Consider the following 14812-nt stretch of genomic DNA (forward strand, 5'->3'; position numbering starts at 1 on the left):
CTTTTCACTTGCGGATTACTGAGGGATCCGCCGCGGTTTCCACCCACTATTCAAACTTATCCGCAGCCGTGCCGGTGCATAGACTCAAGCCTTCTTTTTGAGCTCTACAGGTTGCCCCCATGGCCGACATACCCGACCAGTCCCTGCACCACGCGTTTATCGAAAACGCCCTGCCGCACTGGCTGAAAACCACCTCGCCACTCCGCCTGCGCGCACTCAACGACGTCGCCCACCAAGGCATCCGCCACTATCCCCATGCCAGCGCCAGCCAGCATCAAGCGCTCAAGCCCGCGATCGCCGCACACTGGCAGCAACAGGCTGCGATGGACCAGCGATTCCAGGCATTGGCCGACGTGTACGCCTTCGCCGAACCGCTGCTGAAAAATGCCTTGAAGGCCTATGGCGAGATCGACGTCAGAACCACCTGCCTGCGGCTGTATGCCAGCGCCAAAGTTGCCTGGTGGGTGCACGATTTCAATCGTGGGGAGCAAAGCAAAACCCTGTCGCTGCTGGACGTCGCGCTGGCCAACTTTGCCGCCTCGGACACCTTCGTCGACTACGCCTTCCTGTCCGCCGAAGACCCACGCGGGCAGCGGGATACACTGACCTTGCGCCACTCCATCACCGGCGCCGTATTGACCGCTGAACAGTTCAAGCACATCTGCCGCACCCTGGACCTGGGCGCCCGCTACCAGAAAAGCCTGCGCCAGGCCCTGGGGTTCTATAACCCGGCGGTGACCCGGGACGTGCGCCTGCAGATGATTGCCACTCAGAAGACTGCCCTGGGTACGGCGGCGCACCTGGCCTTGATCAACCGGGACATCGACGCCGATGCCCACGGCGCCGTGCTCGACCTGATCACCGGCCGCGTCGCGCTGCTGGACGGTCAGGCGCTTGGATGCCATACCCTGAGCCTGATGAACACGGCATTGACCGGCATCCTGTTGCTGTTTGTCCCGCAGCCCACCCGACCCGTCGGCAAGGTGCTGGTGTACATCCCCGCAGACCCCGAACACCCTCTGAAGCAATACCCTTCGCCTGCGGCCTTCCTCAGCCACCTCACGGAAAAACTGCGGGACAGCCAGCGCTACCAGACCTTCTTCAGCCAGTTCATCGACCACGCCAGGCGCGGTGAATTCTTTGCCGGGCTCAATACACGCTTGAGCCGTGTGCGCTGGCATCAAACCGCCCACACCGACCCGCGCCCCAGCTGGCGCGACACTCCGATCACCCAGCCAAACCTGCAATTCAGCGTGCAGGCTATCGGTGACGATCACGTCAATCGCTCAACGCTCGCCGCCGAAAATGACCTGTGGAATTACCAGTACCGCCTCAAGTTGAACAAGATCGTCAACGATGCCCTGGACATCGCCGTGCCCACCGCCACCGCCGACCGCCACGCGCGCTGGGCCTGGTGGGACAACCTGGAAAAAATCCTCGGGGATATCTTCAATGCGGCGCTGCTGGTGCTGACGCCCTTCGTGCCGCTGCTGGGGGAAGCGATGCTCGCCTACAGCCTGTACCAGATCACCGACGAGGTGTTCGAGGGGATTGTCGATTGGGCTCAGGGGCGCGGTGCCGAGGCGGCGGAGCAAGTGGTCGCGGTGGCCGACAGCGTGATCCAGTTTGCCTTGTTCGGTGCTGCCAGCCAGTTGGGCCATGTCGCACGGCTCAAGCTCAGCCCCTTCGTCGAAGGCTTGCGCCCGGTGGTGCGGGCCGACGGCAGCACGCGCCTGTGGCACCCGGATATTGCGCCCTATGCTGTGAAAAACCTCGACCAGCCGCCCATTGTCGACGGCCTGCACACCCATCGGGGCAAGCAGATCCTCGCGCTGCAAGGTACTCACTTCGAAGTGCAGGCAGACCCTGAAACCGGCGACACACGTATCGCTCACCCGGAGCGCGCCAACGCCTATCAACCCCTGGTGCGGTTCAACGGCGACGGCGCCTTCGTACATGAAGCCGAGCAACCGCGCACCTGGGACAGCGCCACGCTGATGCGCCGCCTGGGGCCGCGCACGGCGCCCTTCAGCAACCAGCAACTGCAGCAGATGCAACGCATCAGCGGTGCCGACGACGGTGTGCTGCGCAACCTTTACGTGCAAAACCGGCCGACCCCGCCGCTGCTGGAAGCGACCCTCAATCGCTATGAAGCCCAGCGCGCTGCCACACAGACCGTGCACACCATTCGCGCCGGCGCACCGCTGCCGCTGGATGCGACGTCCGCCTGGTTCGAGCAGACCATCACCGAGCTGCCGGGCTGGCCCCAAACCAAGGCATTGGAAGTGTTCGTGCGCTCGGACAAGAGCGGTGACTCCCACAAGTACGCCAACCCGCAGGCATCGCCGGCCGACACGCTGCAATTGAGCTTGGCCGAGGTGATGTCCGGCGAGTTGCCGGCGCGGGTGCTGGAGTTTCTCGATGAGCCGTCGATCAGGCACCTGCTGGGCGGCGACGTGCCGCAAGCACTGCGCGTGCAAACCTTGCGCGATCAACTGGCGGACTCGGTGGCGCGTCAGACCGGTGACATCGCCGACTACATCCATCAGGCCCGCCAGGTCAGCGCCGATCCCCATGAACGCCGTTTGCGCGAACAGGTCAGCCCGCTGGACCGGCCGCTGGCCGACACCCTGCTGGCCGGCACAACCCCGGCCGAACGGCAAACCCTGGACCACCACGTACCGCTGCGCCTGCTCAATCAGGCCAGGGAACTGAGCTTCGCCCAGCACAGTGTCCAGGCCTACGCGGGGTTCTTCCCGCCCTGGGCGATCACCGAAGGTACCGAGCGCCTGGTGCTCAATACCCTCAAGCGCTACAGCGATGGCTTTGGCGACCTGCACCTGCAAATCCGCGATCGCCTGGTCAGCGGTACGCTGCGTTGTGAAGCCGGGCCGGCCGATGCCCGCCGGCGCCGGGTGCTGGTGCGCCAGAACGACGTGGGCTACGAACTGTTCGATCAGCAGGGCCAGCGCCTGCATGGGCCGGATACCCTGTATGAATGCCTGTTGCGCGCGCTGTCCGAAGCGCAGCAACGTGAACTGGGCTACCGGCCCGGCCAGGGCGCCGGGCTCAAGCATTGGCTGATGGAAACCCTCGAACCCCTGGCCGAACGGCGCCGGGTGCTGGCCGAGCCACCGCTGCGCAGTACGGCAGATGTGCAGACCACCACCCTGCTCGGCGGCGCGGCCCTCGGCGGGTTGCGCCGCGCCCAGGAGCACTTGGGCCAGGCCCGCGCCCGGGAGGTGCTGGCCAGTCTGTTCCCGACCCTGGAGGAGGAACGCCTGCAGCGGTTCCTCAATGAGATCGGCCCGGGGCTGAACAACGATGTCCTCAATCGCCTGGTCCTGCAGCGGCACAACCTGTACCGGGAGCTGGAGCAATGGAAGCGCCTGCCCGGCCCCCATCCCAAAAACAGCCGCATGGCCCGGGAGGAAAAACTGCGTAAAAATATCATTGCGCACAAACTCTATCGCTGCTGGGAAGACCGCCTCGCCGAGCACCGCGACGACTTGGGCCAGGTGCAGAGCGGCGCGAGCCTGGACCTCAGCGCCCTCGACCTGCCCGGCAGCCTGCCGCTGCTGGGCAATGGTTTCGAGCACGTCACCCAACTGAAGCTGGCCAACTGCATGTTCAACGACAGCCAGTGGCCCTTTCTGCAGGCATTCCCGTCCCTGCGGGAGCTGGACGTCAGTGCGAACGAACTGACGCGGCTGCCCGAGCCCATCGCCAACATGCGCTACCTGCGCGACCTCAACCTGGGGGAAAACCAGATCACGCTGCTCAACGGCGACGTTGCGCGCCTGAAAAACCTCAAGCACCTGCGCAACCTGAACCTGTACCGCAACCCGCTGACGCAGCCACCGAACATCTCGAAAATGCCGCACCTGCGCCGCCTGTTCCTGAGCCGCACCCCCATCACCCAATGGCCCACCGGGCTGTTTGCCCACCCACGGGAGGAGGGCTTTTTGCTCGACCTGAGCCAAACCCGGATTGACCATGTGCCAGCGCTCATGGCCGATAGCGCCGAGGCCCGGACCGTCGCCCATACCCGCCTGGACCGCAACACCCTGCTCAACGACCAGCGCCTGCTGTACGAGCAGTACCGCGAAGCCGCCGGACTGGACCCCAACCGCAGCTATGAGCCCCGTGGAGAGAGCGGCCCGTGGCTGGAACGGGTCAGGCCGCCGTTACTGGGCAGGCGCCAGGAGCTGTGGCAAGCGGTGGAGCGCGAGCACGGCTCCCAGGGTTTGTTCGAGGTGATCAAGGCCCTTGAAGCGCCCGACTTCTTCCAGCGGCCCCAGGACATGGACACCTATTGGGACAATCTTGAAACGTTGCGCGAGCGCGTCTGGCGTTTGCTGGAGGCGGCCCACAACGATACGGCGCTGCGTGAAAAGCTGTTCAAGATGGCCAGTTTTCCCGGCCTGTGCGCCGACGGCAGTGCACAGATTTTCAATGACCTGGGCATCGAAGTGCTGGTCAGCGAAGCCCAGCGTTACTCCGCCTCGGCCAGCGAGCGCGAGGGCAAACTGGTGACGCTGGCCAAGGGCAATGCACGGCTCAAGCAATTGAACCGCATCGCCAGCGAGGACATTGCCCATCGGCTCAAACCCGAAGCCGAAGGCGGCCTCGGCCAATGGCTACGTTCCCAACGACGGGAGGGCGTGATGGGTAACGTGGACGACGTGGAGGTCTACCTGAGCTACCAGACCTCCCTGGCCAAGCGCCTCGACCTGCCCTGGCTGTCGGAACACATGCTGTACCGCGACACCGGCGACGTAAAACCCACGCAGATCGAACAGGCCTACAGCACGGTGCTGGAGCTGGGCGAAGGCGATGGCCTGGTCAACCAGATGTTGCTGGAGCCCTATTGGGAACAGTACCTGCACGACCACCACCCGAACACCCTTGAGGCCAACGCCCGGCATTTCGACGAACAATGCGCACGCCTTGATGAACTGCAGGAAGCCCAGGCCAGGCTGGCCCAGGCCAACGGCTTACCCGCCGAGCAGAAGGAAGCGTTGAGGCTCACGCTGATCGGCCTCGCCGACGCCCTGGGTGTACCGCACCCGCAGGTGCTGACCGGGCAACCCATGACGGACGACAGCTACAACCTGCTGCTCAACGAACTGGGCTACCGCGAAAAACAATGGATGCGCGAGTTGACCCACCAGGCTTTGGAACGCCACAGCCAACAACGTAACCGCGTCACGCGCCAGGTCTGACCGTATGGGTGTGTCATGGCACCCCCATTACCAGTACGCCGCTGCCGTTCAACGGCCCCTCGACAGGCAGGGACCCCGCCTGCTTGACCAGGGCGAACGTTACAACGTCGCTCCCGGAACTGTTGGTGATACGGGTCAGGAACGAGCCATTGACTCGAACCGCAGTCCCCTGACGGACAAGGGCCGTGCCCACGTTCGGATTGCTCATCACCAGCGCATTGGCGTTGAACGAGGACGGCGTGCCTTTGTAGGTAATGGTGATCGGCGTGGTAATCCCCGGGTCCGGGCACCGGTAGGTGAGCGTGCGATCGGTACGAACGGTGGTTGATACGGGGTCGGTGCCTATCGCCCTCTGGTGCACGTTGCCGAAGTTGATTTCGATCGGTTGGTTATTGTTGATCGTGCACGACGACGGGGAGATGGTGAAGTCGTTGTTGGCGATGTACGTAAGCTGCAGGCTCGTGGAAAAGGAATCGTAGTTGTTGGTCTGGTCGAGACGTAACACGCCCAGAGTGTCACCTATTCGAATGTCGATCGGGTTGGTCGGGTTGTTGCGGATCAATATATAAGGGATGACATCGATCGGGATCGGAGACGTATTGTTAGGCATGGTCGCAATCCTGATACCCGCCTGGATAGGCGTGTTCCAATAACTGCCATTGATACGCAAGCCGGTCGTCTGGCTGACGAACTTCGGACCAGGCGACCAGGCCGGGCCGATCCTCGTCCCGGTGGCCCAGTAGTCCTGCCGTCCATCCGGGGTATAGCTGTCCGGTTCAAACCGGCATTCGATCCTCACCCCGGACAGGAGAATGCGCGGCTCATTCACCTCCAGCCGCACATTCACCGGAACCTGCAGGTTCAACGTCCCGCCAATGCTCACCCGTTGCCAATTGCCGCCATTGACCCGGCAATCAGCCGCTTTCACGGTCGTCGTGACGCCAGCCAGGGCAAGCAGCACAACGGCTCCAAATAGTCGTTTCATGTTGTTCTCTTTCATCCCATGCATAACGGTTTACCGTTACGGATAATCCAGCGTAAACGTCGAAGTCACACGGTAGCTGCCGTGCCCGATGGTCTTGTCCCGCAGGGCATCCGGCTCACCCTGCACATAGGCCTTGAGCAGGATGACGTTGTTGCCGGGGCTCAATTTCTGTTCGTCGCCGACCTTGTTCACCGGCACCGGCTTGTCGCTCAGTGTCTCCAAACCCAGCCCGATACCAGAGGCACCGCTGCCACCGTCCAGCGCAAACAAACCGGGCAGCGCGCGGTTTTCCGCACCGTTGAACAGGATGGTCACCGAGTCGCTGATGGTGGTATTGCAGTCATCCAGGTGCAGGGTGAAACGTTTGCCCACTGAGCGTGTGTTGATGTAGAGGTGCTTGCTGGTCAGGTCCCACAGCTCCAGGGTGATGGCTTCATCGCCCGGGCGGATGGTGCAGGCCTGTTCCACCAGGTTGCCCTTGAACCTCAGGTTGTCCACCGCCTGCGCCGTGGCCGCCAGGCCGAAGGTCAGCAGCAGGACCAGCCCCTTATGAATCATTGCGTGTCGCATACACTCGACTCCTACTGGTATTCAGCCAACAGCGTGGCCACCGCCGTGAACCCTTGGGCCTTCAGGACCGAACCCGGCCGTTTGACCGGCACCACTTCCAAGGTCGGCGGTGCCGCCAGGCTGATGTCCAGCGGCGTGTTGAGGCGAAACGGCGCGTTGTTCTGGTACAGCCGAATGCCCAGGTCAGGCGCAGTGGTCTGCAGGGCGGCGTTATCAAACGTCGTCTCTGTGCCCTTGACGCTCAGCTTCAACAACCACGGCAGCGTGGAGGCGCCGCAACGGATGGTGTAGCCGACGGCCCTGCGGTATTTCACGCCATCGACGCGCTTGGTGCCGACATCCCCGAAATCGACTTCAATCGTGCTGCCCGAATCAATCGTGCAGGGCGGCGGCTCGTTCAGCGTTCCGTTGAACGTCAGGTTGGCCGACGCAGCACTGAAAAAGCCGAAGCAACACAAGCCGAGCAACGTTCGCTGTGGCCAACATTTCATTGATCGTTTCCTCATTATTGGTACTCGATCACGAGGGTGGCGGCGGTCGCAAATGCCCCGCCCGTCAGCGTGCTGCCTGCGCGCTTGACCGGCACCGCCTGCACGACCGGAAAGGTCGGATGGGTAAACCTGAGCGGCGTGTTCAGCGGCCAGTCCGCCCCATTGGCGAAGAGCTTGACCCCCAGGTCGGTCTTGGGGGTCGAGAGCACTTTGTTATCAAACCCGGCTGCCGCGCCCTTGAGTTCCAGGGTCATCGCGTTGCTGTAAACGGGAGGACTGCAGGTGACGGTATACGGCACGTCCCGTCGATAATTCACGCCATCAATCCGTGACGTCAGCAGGTCATTGCCGAACGGCACATTCAGTGTGCCGCCGCTGTTAATCACGCACGGTGGAGGTGCAATGATGGTCGCGCGGATCGTCAGGTTGGTATCGGCCTGCACGCCCTGGCTGACCACCCACAGCAGTCCCGCACCGATAAAAATGGCCCACGGGCCGGTTAACCTGGTCATTGTTCTGCCCTTACTCATAATTGAGCCTGAAATCCACCACGGCCCGGAATGCACCGCTGGTCAGGGGTGCCGGGGTGCGCGTGGGCTGGACGTTCCAGGTCTGCGTGTTGCGGCCCAAGGGCAAGAACAATGGCTCCCCCCTTGAACCCAGCTGTACATCGCGCCCCTGGGAATCGGTCAGGCGCAGGCCCATCCCGGTGATGCCTTGCACCTTGACCAGCCGTGAATCGTCGGCATCGGCTGGTGCGATGAACGCCACCGAGAGCACCGGTTGATAAGCACTCCATGTCAGGTTCCCCGTGCGCTCACTGGCGATGCGGCCGGCGGTGCGCCGACAATCCTCGAACAGCAGTTGAAAGGCCACGGAGGTCGCCTGGTCACCAGGCCGTTGCAACTGGCTGGCCGATACCGGGCCCAGGTCGATCGTCTGGTGCAGGGATGCCATCTCCAGGCTGCAGGGGGTTTCATGCATGGACCCGAGAATGTTGAGCATCCCGACCATGCCCTCCACATCCTCGTCATCCGCGGCGTGCGCCGGCCCCATCAGGGCCAGCAACAGACCGCCCAAGACCTTCACTGTGTGCAACTTCATGACGTTCTCCGGCAGCAGGCACTACTGATTGGCCACAGACAGTTGCGTGTTCACCTTGCATGTCTCGCCACTGCAGGTGAACGCCAGCAGCGGACGGCCACCGTAATCATTCACGTAGGACAAATAGGGGGTTGTGCCGAGCTCCTTGGCAGTCGGCCCCAGGGCCTGCGTGCCTTTGGGCGGGACCATCACCGGCTCGAAGCCCGGTATGGTCTTGCCGTCCTTGCTGCTGCGCGCATCCACCAGGGTCACGTAGTAAGGCGTGGGGTTATTCACCTGGTAGTGATCGCCTTGCCGGGTAAGGGTCAGCTTTTCCTGCCATGGGTTGGACAGGTCCTGCTGGGTGGGGGTAATTGCCTGCGGCCGGTAAAACAATTTGATCCGGGTTTGCAGGGCGATTTGCAGGGTGTTGGGCTTGTCGCTGCGCGGCGGAATTTCCCGCAGGTTGAAGTAGTAGACCGTCTCCCGATCCTGGGGCAGCGATTTGGCGGCCGGCAACGCCTGGACCTTTACCTGGCTTTGCTTGCCGGGCTCCAGGCGTTGGACCGGTGGCAGCACGATCAACGGCGAGGTGATCTTGTTGCCCTCTTCATCCTCGATCCAGCCCTGGGCCAGGTACGGCAACTGGGGGTTGTTGTTGGTGATGTTGACGCTGGTTGCGTCTTTGCCACCGTCGAAAATCACGCGGGTACGGTCCAGGCCGACAGCGGCGTTGGCGCTCTGGCTCAAGACCGCCAGCAGCAGTGCATAGGTAAAACGTGTGCTGTGTTTCATGAGGATGGGTTCTCCATAGTGTTTCGCTGGCCGGTCAGGCTGGCTGGCTCGGGTGAGGCTTGATCGACGGCTACCCTCTGGCAGCGCAGTTGCAGGGCATCGGTGAACGCATCCGTTGGCAACTCGACAGGCAGCGTCAGGACGCAACGCTCGGTGCCGCCCCAGCTGACGATCATCTGCTCGCCGGCCTGAATGCCGCTCAGGTAGACATCCCCGCCGTCATTCACCACCCCGGTGTCCTGCTGCTTGCGGTTTTTCACCGTGGCGCCGAAGGGCGGTGCGCTGCCATCCGGCAGGCGAAGAACCGCCATGGCCTTCTGGCCGGAAATCACTTCCAGGGATCGGTAGCCAATGGCCCCCTCGGTGAGGGTCAGTTGCGTCACGGATTGAGTGGCCTCGACATCGCTGGGCAATTTCTCCAGGTCAACACTGGCCGCCGTACGCTGGTAGCTGGTGATGTCGGAGATGACCGCCTTGCCGAACGCGTTGCTGCGGGTCGGCGTGCCGTAGCCCCGCACGGGCACATCGGGCACACCGGCGGTATCGACCAGCAGCCGGGTTCCGCCGGTACTGGTGGTTCGATGCAGCGCCCCGCCGTAAGGCGTGAGCGTGCCGCCGCCACGCACGGATGCGCTGAGGGTGCGGTTATTGCCTTGTTGCGTCGTGGCGCTGAGGTCGATGTCGGCCTGGTCACCAATATGGCTCAGGTAGCCGCTGGCCGAGGTGTCGCTGGCACTGACCTGGTAGCTGTTACGTTCATCCAGGCGATCGGCGTAGCGTGTGGTAAAGCTGTTTTTGCCGCCGGCCCTGTTGGCATCCATCGACAGGGTGCCGGTGGGTCCCAATGGCAGGCTGACCGTCAGCGCTGCTCCGTTGTCCTTATATTGGTATTCATGGGTGCGATATAAATTCAGCGACAGGCTCATGTTCCTGACAGAGCCCACGTTGAAGTAACGAGACGCCGACAGGTTCCAGCGCTGGGTGTCCGGCCGGTTCCAATAGGTTTGTTTGTTGTAGCTGGCATACACCGTGGTGTTCAGATCGCGGAACTGTTTGTTCACCGTGACCGTATACAGCGCCTTGTTACCGCCAATGGGTTTCCAGTGTTCAATGAAGTTACCGTCTTCATCGAACACGCCGCGCCCACCCAATTCACCGTTCAACCCATAGTGCCGAGCATCCAGGTATTGGCTCATGCTCAAGTAGTTCTTCTCGGAGAACCGGTAACCGGCGAAGGTGACCTGGCTGTCGTACTCTTCAAAGTTCTTGGAATATTGAAGGCGGTAGGATTTGCCCGAAAGTGTCTGGTTCCACAGGCTGGCGCGAGACTGGGTGACGTCCAGGGAAACGGCCCCGAACGCCAGCAAATCCCGCCCCGCCCCCACCGACAGCGCACGGTAGTTGTTATCCGTTATCGCACCGCCCAGCAGCGACCAACCATTGCTGATTCCCCAGGAAAACTCGCCGGTGCCGAAAAAGTCACCGTGGGAGTGGTACTGCAGGTTGGACGGTCGCCCGGCAGACAGCTTGTAACGAACCTGCCCGGGACGCGTCAGGTAGGGAACGCCTGCCGTATCGAGGTGGAATTTCTGTACCGAACCGTCCTGCTCCTCGACCCGCACATCCAGCGTGCCGGACACGGCGTCGTTAAGGTCCTGGATCCGAAAAGGGCCTGCCGCCACCAGCGTTTCATAGAGCACACGCCCCTGCTGGCTGATGACAACCTTTGCATTGGTCTTGGCCACCCCGACCACTTCCGGTGCATAGCCCCGCAGGTTGGGCGGCAGCTGGCTTTCGTCTGACTTGAGCCCGGCACCGGTAAAGCGGAAGCTGTCGAACAGGTCCGAATACAGGTAGTCCTCGCCCAACACCAGGCGTGCCTTCAGCGCAGGAATGGCGCGATATGCGTAATAGCGACTCCACTCCAGTTTTTGCCGGCTGGCCTGCGCCTCGCGGTCTTTCTCGACACGCCCTTGCCAATCCGCCCGCAGGCGCCAGGCCCCGGCATTGGCCCCGAGTGTGCCGTTACCGCTGAGGTCATTGCGCGTACCGTCACCTTTGCGGTAGCTGGACTGCGCCGTCATGTTGTAGTCGACCAGCAGCCCCGGCACCCCCTCGTCCCAACGTGACGGCGGGTCCCAGTTGATGGCGCTGTATTCCAGGTAGGCCTGGGGAAGGTTGATGTCCAGGGTGGACGTGCCCAGGTCGGCACTGACTTCCATGCCGGGCAAGCCCGTGACATCCAGGCACTGCCCGCCCTTCCACCACTTCAGCTGGTCAGCACCGGACGCCTTGAGGCCCAGTTGCTCGACAAGCTCGCGCGATAAACAGGGCACACTGCCTTTGGGATCATCATCGGGGGCAAAGAACGCCACCGATTGTTCAGATATAGGTTGGGTATTGAGCTGGACCACCATCGAGTAGGTGCCAGGCAAGATAAACCCACTGCGTGCAAACTGAGACAGGTCAATATTGGAGCGATCAATCAGATCAAGAACGTCGGTATTAAACTCAATATCCCCGGCGCCCATTGCAGTTCCAGCCAGTGATATCAACCCGCCAAAGAGGCTGGGGCGCAGCGTATTCATGACTTTCGACGTATTCAACATACACGCAACTCAATCTTCAAAAGTATTCCAACTTGAACCGCACTGCCGCGCGGTGAGCCCCTGCCAACAGCGGCACTCCGTTGCCCACCAGGCGGAGCCTGTAATGAAGTGTCATGTCGCCATCAACCACCGGCAGCAGCGCCATCGGCACTCCCGGCACACTCACCTGGCCAGCGGCGTCCTCAATATGGAAAGCAACCCCCTGCGAGGCCCCAAAGGCCGCAAAGGTGCGCCCGCCCATATCGCTGGGCCCGTCGAACGTCACGCGAAGATGCTCCCAGTCCGGCAGCGTTTCGCCGGGGCGCAGCGGGTCGGGACGCGTCACGGTGCAGTTGACCAGCCGTAGCTGGAACGGCTGCATTTGCCCCGCGCCCTCTCGCAACAGGCGGCCGATGGGTTCGGGAGGCATGTCGATGGTCTGATCGGCAGTGACCGCTTCCAGCCCGCAGGCCGAGTCGATGATCTCGCCTCCCAGCGTGACGAGCCCATCGCCTTGCACACGCGTCTGCGCGGCATCACAAGGGCTGATGAACAACGTCAATGAAGAGGCAATAGCGAGACTTATGAATGTTTTCACCTTGATCTCCCGCCAGTTTTCCCCCGCCACCAGTGGTGGCGGGGGAAACACTTACTGATAAGCCAAGGTGAAGTTGGTGACCGCGCTGAAATCACCAGGAACGATGTCGCCTGTCGCCTGGCCTTGTACGTAGGCACCGAACTGCAGGGTGTTATTACCGGCAACAATGGCCTGCGGAGTGGTTGGCACGCCCAGCTCAATCGCTTTGCCGCCGTGGGTCATCATGATGCCGATGCCGCCCGCGCTGCCGACCGTGCCGATGCCGCCAGGCACAACGCTGGACGGTGCACCGGTGAAGGTAGTGGTCACGGTGTTATCGGTGAGGCCAGACAGGTCGCACCCTTCAAGCTCGATCGCCACGGGGCGGGCGGTGGACTTGCCGCCGGATTGCAACTGATGCTTTGCAATAGCGCCAAGTGCAACTGACTGATCCACAGACTCAGGCTTGATAGAGCAAGCACCCGAATGGACCGAACCGGTAAATGTAATCGTCCCGTCCGCCGCATTAGCAACAGAGATCGAACCCGCCAACAGGCCGACAGTCAACAGCGCAGCTTTTACTTTAGTCTTCATTTGCAGAGGCTCACATGTATTAAAAATCAAAACAAAATCCTGGCTAAGTTGCGCACAGGACTTAATTAACCCAGCGCCAGAACAATTTCCTGAAGCAATGGAAATCGGATGCTTTCCAATTACTTGTATTGCAATTCAGGAGTTCGTTCGAGGCCGGGCAATTATCCATTTCGATTTTGAATATGAAAGCCGGTCGATTCGCTTATTCACGTAGCCTTGTCACACCAAGACACATAGGAAAATTATGGCACTTTGCCAAAACTTTTGAATCAACCGTAAGAAACGGACTACATCAACTTAACGAGAATGATTTAGTGCAGAACAAGTCCGTAAGAATAGGATTACATATTATAAAAAACAACAGTAATTACTGGGGCACGCCAACTAACAAGTTGGCGAATATGTCGAAAGGGTCAGTGCGCTGATCGGCCCGTTTCGAGTCCCGTCTCACAAGACGCGAGATGACCGTTCGTCTGCCGGGGTTGCGGCGGCAATAAGATATATCTTACGTTGTATCTAAACCAAACGAGAGCACCCGAAATGAGAGACCATCATTCACACCGCGACCCCGGTGACAGCCGCGACGGCTTCGACAAACGTCCAGGCCGCGAGCGCGGCGGCCGTGGCCCACGGGTCTTCGCGCCCGGCGACCTGAAACTGCTGCTGCCGGCGCTGATCGCCGAACAGCCGTGCCATGGCTACGACCTGATTCGCCGGATCGAGACCCTGTTCGACGGCGCCTACAGCCCCAGCCCCGGCGTGATCTACCCCACGCTGACCTTTCTCGAAGAAAGCGAATTGATTACCGGCGACGCCGAAGACGGAAAAAAACGCTACACAATCACCGACGCCGGTCGTCTCTTCTTAAGCGAACAGGCGGTTGCCCTCGAAGGCATTCGCATGCGCATGGATGTGAGCAAACGTTCGCTGCGGGGCCAGGACCGTCCGCCGGAAATCCACGAGGCGGTGCATAACCTGCGCCACGCCTTGCATTCGCACCACGGGCGCTGGAGCCCGGAAGAAATCGTTCGTGTCGCGGCGCTGCTCAACAGCACCGCCCAAGCCATTGCCGACGGGAAAGCTCAATGAATACCCAAGCCATCCACCGCGTGACCCACGAAATCAAACGCCGCCGCCTCGAAGTCCTGCGGGTGGTCGACATCACCCCGCGCATGCGCCGCATCACCCTGGGCGGGCCGGAACTGGCGGGCTTTATCAGCCTGGGCAGTGACGATCACATCAAGCTGCTGTTCCCACAGAACGCCGCCGAACAAGCGGCGCTGGACAGCCCCGACTTCAACCTGCGCGGCGACGGCCCGCAACCCGCCATGCGCGATTACACCCCACGCCGGTACGACCTGGACATCGGCGAGCTGGACATCGACTTCGTGCTGCATGGCGATGGCCCTGCCTCCACCTGGGCCGAGCAGGCCAAGGTCGGTCAGCACCTGCACATCGGCGGGCCGCGTGGCTCGATGATCGTGCCGGATATCTTCGACAGCTACCTGTTGATCGGCGATGAAACCGCGATCCCGGCGATTGCCCGGCGCCTGGACGAATTGCCGGCGGGGCGCAAGGTATTGGCGGTGATCGAGATCGCCAATGCGGCGGAACAGCAGCCGCTGGCCAGCGCTGCCGAAGTGGAAGTGATCTGGGTGGTGCGCGGCCAGGATGACCTGCTCGAGACGGTGCAGAACCTGACGCTGCCGGGCGGTTCGCTGTACAGCTTTGTCGCCACCGAGAGCAAGCTCTCGCGCCAGGTACGGCGGGTGCTGCTGGACACGCACAACGTCAATGAGGCATTCCTCAAGGCCGTGGGTTACTGGCAACAGTGATCCCTGTAGGAGCGAGCTTGCTCGCGAAGAACCTGAGAGCGCCGCGTTAAACCAGACACACTGCGTTAT

The 14812-nt window shown here is 61.7% G+C and carries 12 protein-coding genes; 3 read left to right on the forward strand and 9 right to left on the reverse strand.

Annotated features, from left to right (window positions below; all coding sequences use genetic code 11):
- The first annotated feature begins 119 nt into the window (after positions 1-119).
- Positions 120-5225 carry an NEL-type E3 ubiquitin ligase domain-containing protein gene (locus tag HX869_RS16515; RefSeq protein WP_178903358.1) on the forward strand — a complete coding sequence of 1702 codons (5106 nt, stop codon included), beginning with the start codon at positions 120-122 and terminating at the stop codon, positions 5223-5225.
- Between the two features lie 13 nt (positions 5226-5238).
- On the opposite strand, the gene HX869_RS16520 is transcribed toward HX869_RS16515, so the two are convergent.
- The 9 genes from HX869_RS16520 to HX869_RS16560 are packed head-to-tail and all read right to left on the reverse strand — an operon-like array spanning position 5239 to position 12908.
- Positions 5239-6210, reverse strand: coding sequence for a fimbrial protein (locus tag HX869_RS16520; protein WP_008435561.1), 972 nt, complete (start codon positions 6208-6210; stop codon positions 5239-5241).
- Positions 6211-6246: 36 nt separating this feature from the next.
- On the reverse strand, positions 6247-6780 hold the full coding sequence (locus HX869_RS16525) for a fimbrial protein (protein ID WP_087692798.1): 534 nt from the start codon (positions 6778-6780) through the stop codon (positions 6247-6249).
- Positions 6781-6791: 11 nt separating this feature from the next.
- A complete protein-coding gene (locus tag HX869_RS16530; RefSeq protein WP_178903359.1) occupies positions 6792-7271 on the reverse strand; it encodes a fimbrial protein in 480 nt (159 codons plus the stop codon).
- A 14-nt stretch (positions 7272-7285) separates the two neighbouring features.
- Positions 7286-7783, reverse strand: a complete 498-nt coding sequence (locus HX869_RS16535; protein WP_134327277.1) for a fimbrial protein — start codon at positions 7781-7783, stop codon at positions 7286-7288.
- A 10-nt stretch (positions 7784-7793) separates the two neighbouring features.
- Positions 7794-8375, reverse strand: a complete 582-nt coding sequence (locus HX869_RS16540) for a fimbrial protein (RefSeq protein ID WP_003216422.1) — start codon at positions 8373-8375, stop codon at positions 7794-7796.
- 21 nt (positions 8376-8396) lie between these two features.
- Positions 8397-9149 (reverse strand): fimbria/pilus periplasmic chaperone, encoded by a 753-nt coding sequence (locus HX869_RS16545; RefSeq protein ID WP_003216420.1) that lies wholly within the window; start codon positions 9147-9149, stop codon positions 8397-8399.
- Complete coding sequence (locus HX869_RS16550; protein WP_178903360.1) at positions 9146-11758, reverse strand: outer membrane usher protein; 2613 nt, start codon at positions 11756-11758, stop codon at positions 9146-9148. The genes HX869_RS16545 and HX869_RS16550 overlap by 4 nt, the downstream gene beginning before the upstream one ends.
- Positions 11759-11774: 16 nt before the next feature.
- A complete protein-coding gene (locus tag HX869_RS16555; RefSeq protein WP_023659209.1) occupies positions 11775-12335 on the reverse strand; it encodes a fimbrial protein in 561 nt (186 codons plus the stop codon).
- 51 nt (positions 12336-12386) lie between these two features.
- Positions 12387-12908: a fimbrial protein gene (locus HX869_RS16560; protein ID WP_023659208.1), complete on the reverse strand. Its 522-nt coding sequence runs from the start codon at positions 12906-12908 to the stop codon at positions 12387-12389.
- Positions 12909-13448: 540 nt separating this feature from the next.
- Between HX869_RS16560 and HX869_RS16565 the strand changes: the two genes are divergently transcribed.
- Positions 13449-13997, forward strand: a complete 549-nt coding sequence (locus HX869_RS16565; RefSeq protein WP_003216412.1) for a PadR family transcriptional regulator — start codon at positions 13449-13451, stop codon at positions 13995-13997.
- Complete coding sequence (locus HX869_RS16570) at positions 13994-14743, forward strand: siderophore-interacting protein (protein ID WP_008435572.1); 750 nt, start codon at positions 13994-13996, stop codon at positions 14741-14743. Before HX869_RS16565 ends, HX869_RS16570 begins: the two co-directional genes overlap by 4 nt.
- Positions 14744-14812: the final 69 nt, after the last annotated feature.

The sequence above is a fragment of the Pseudomonas sp. P7779 genome, from assembly GCF_013386315.1.
Taxonomy (GTDB): Bacteria; Pseudomonadota; Gammaproteobacteria; order Pseudomonadales; family Pseudomonadaceae; genus Aquipseudomonas.